General features: G+C 70.2%; 3 protein-coding genes. 1 reads left to right on the forward strand and 2 read right to left on the reverse strand.

What is annotated here, in order from left to right; genetic code table 11:
* Positions 1–120 precede the first annotated feature (120 nt).
* A complete protein-coding gene (locus G6024_RS14000; RefSeq protein ID WP_159148970.1) occupies positions 121–1,077 on the reverse strand; it encodes a type IV toxin-antitoxin system AbiEi family antitoxin domain-containing protein in 957 nt (318 codons plus the stop codon).
* A 413-nt stretch (positions 1,078–1,490) separates the two neighbouring features.
* Entirely contained in the window at positions 1,491–2,081 is a 591-nt protein-coding gene (locus tag G6024_RS14005) for a flavin reductase family protein (RefSeq protein WP_159148971.1), read from the reverse strand.
* Between the two features lie 145 nt (positions 2,082–2,226).
* Here G6024_RS14005 and G6024_RS14010 point away from each other — a divergent pair.
* Positions 2,227–2,598: wax ester/triacylglycerol synthase domain-containing protein (locus G6024_RS14010; protein WP_235027920.1), on the forward strand; the 372-nt coding region annotated here is incomplete at its 3' end.

The following is a 2,598-nucleotide window of genomic DNA, read 5'->3' on the forward strand; positions in this document are numbered from 1 at the left end:
CGGCTGGCGGGGGATTTCGACGCCGCGCCGGGCGCGAGACGCCAGGTCCGGAAGCGAGACGCCTTGCCCGGGAGCGAGACGCCATCGGTGGGGGCGGGGGCGCCGGGCGCTGGCCCGAGGTCACGCTGCGCGGCCCGGGCCCCGTCCGAGGGAATTCTGGATCCTCATCGCCTCGCGGATGATGGGCACGATCCTGCCGCGCAGATAGTCCTCCCACTGCCAACGCCGGAAGATGTTGCCCAGTGCTTCGATGTTGTTCTGCCGCTTCTTCTCGTCGCGCAGCTTCTGGCGGACGGACCCCTCGCCGTCGTCGATCCCGTACTTCCCCGACCCGTCGGCCTCGCCGACGAGCCCCCATTCTTCCCAGTACATGTCTACGAAGGTCGAGGTCCCGTCCGGGAAGATGAACTCCCGCTGGAGTTGCGGCATCGGCAGACCGGCGCGGCTGATGGTGACCCTGCTGACCGATTCGAGGACAGACTGGGCGCCCGGGTCGGCGAACGCCACCACGGCCCGGGCCCTCGCGACGCCGACCCTGCCGGCAGCGGCCTCGAGCTCGAACGCCAGATCGCCCGGGCTGCACAGCTTACGACGCAACGCCTCGTCCGCCGCACACACCGCGCCGGTGAAGGGACTCGACCGCGCGACGTCGACGATCGTCCGCGCCGGGGTCGTCACCGGGATCCCGTCCACCTCGGTCACGACGTCGGCGAGATCGAGATTGTGGCAGATCGAGCTCTTCCTGCGCCTGCTCCCGCTCCCGGGGCGGTGCCTGGTGGTGGTGACCCGCCGGGTATCCATTCCGTGGACGGGGAGGCCGTGCAACACGAGGGCTGACGTGTGGGACATCGCAGTCCCCGGGCTGATGCTCCCCGCCGCGGCCCGCGAGCGCATCTCGAGGATTGCCTCGGCCTGGTCGGGTCCGGTGGGGACGTCCGATGCGAGCGCGTAGACGCCGTGGCGAACGCGGTGGAGCTGACCCGTTCGTTCGGCGTGTTCTCGTGCTCGGCGGCTATACCCGCGCGCGAGGAGTTCGGCTGCGGACATGACGACTGGGCGGGAGTGATCGGTGCTCATGTCAAGGCAGTATTGCGCTGGGGGAGGCGGGGATCGCCGCAGCGGGGGCCGCTTCCGGCTCGGCCTGTGGAGACGGCCGGGGTTGTGGATTCCGGGGCACGGGCGGTCGTGTGCAGGCGCGTCGGAAAGAGCTCGACGGACTGTCGTCTACTTGACGGACTGCCGGCTACTTGACCGGCTATGCACCGCCCGCGCCCCAGCCGCGCGGCCCAGCCGCGTGCCACCATGGCGTCCCGCCCACACCGCGGTGCACGCGAGACGCCATGGTCAGGGGCGGCTGCAACAGGGGCAGCTGCGGCAGAGCTACTGCGACAGGGCTAGTGCGACTGGGGCGGGCGCCGCAAGGGCGGCCGACGCACGGGCTGCTGCTGGAGGCGCGGCCGGACGCGGGACCGGTCACCTCCGGGACCCACTCACCTCCTCGGCCGGGGCAGTTCGCGCGTGCGCGGGGCGTACCCCCACTGGTGGCGGCCCAACCGCGACGGCGGCAGCAGGGATCCGAAGTCGGGCAGACCGTCGTCGGCGAGCATCTCGTCATCGATCGTCACGCTCACCACGCGTCCGAGCAGCATCGCGCTGGTGCCCAGGTCGATCACGTCATGGCGCACGCACTCGAACGCGATCGGCGCCTCGGCGACCCGTGGCGGCGCGACGACGTCCGAGGGGTCGGCGGTCAGCCCCTGCATCTCGAACTCGTCGACCTCCGGGCCGACGGGCGCCGAGGTGGCGTTCATGACCTCCATCAGCGACTCGGTGCCGATGTTCACCACGAACTCGCCCGTCCCCACGACGTTGCGATAGGTGTCCTTTCGCCCGATCGAGGTCACGGACAGGATCGCCGGGTCGGCGCAGGCGACGGTGAAGAACGAATACGGCGCGAGGTTGGGCACCCCGTCGACCGAGATCGTCGACACCCACGCGATCGGGCGCGGTGTGATCGACGCGGTGAGCAGGGCGTACATGCCCTTGGCCGGGGGATCATCCGGGGTGTGAACGATGCGCATCCGCCCATTGTGCCGCCGTCTGCGTTGCCGTTTCGGTCATAGCCCGGTGGGGCATGTCGACGCTGCTCTAGCGTGGGGACGAATCGACGGGTGCAAGAGTGAGCGGTCGGCGTTGACTGGTCGGCGAGCGAGAGGAGCCGGGGCTATGGCGGCGAACGACGGGATCCGGATCCCCCTGCGCGACCAGCTGTGGCTGCTCATGGACCGCCCGGACAACCTCATGTACATCAACTGTCTGGTGTGGTTCGCCGAGATCCCCGACTGGGACGAGGTCACCCGGGCCATCCAGACGCGGATGGTCGAGGCGCACCCGGTGTTCCACCGCATCCCGGTCCGCCGGGGCCGCCGCTGGTACTGGGTCGACGACCCCGACTACGACATCTCGAACCACCTCGTGCGCAGCCGGCTTCCCGAGCCGGGCGGTCGCGCCGAGGCCGAGGCCTACATCGCCGAGCAGATGGCGGTGCAGTTGCCGAAGGGGCAACCGTTGTGGCGGGCCGAGTTCATCGAGGGCTAC

Source organism: Dietzia maris (genome assembly GCF_014144855.1).
Classification (GTDB): Bacteria; Actinomycetota; Actinomycetes; order Mycobacteriales; family Mycobacteriaceae; genus Dietzia; species Dietzia kunjamensis.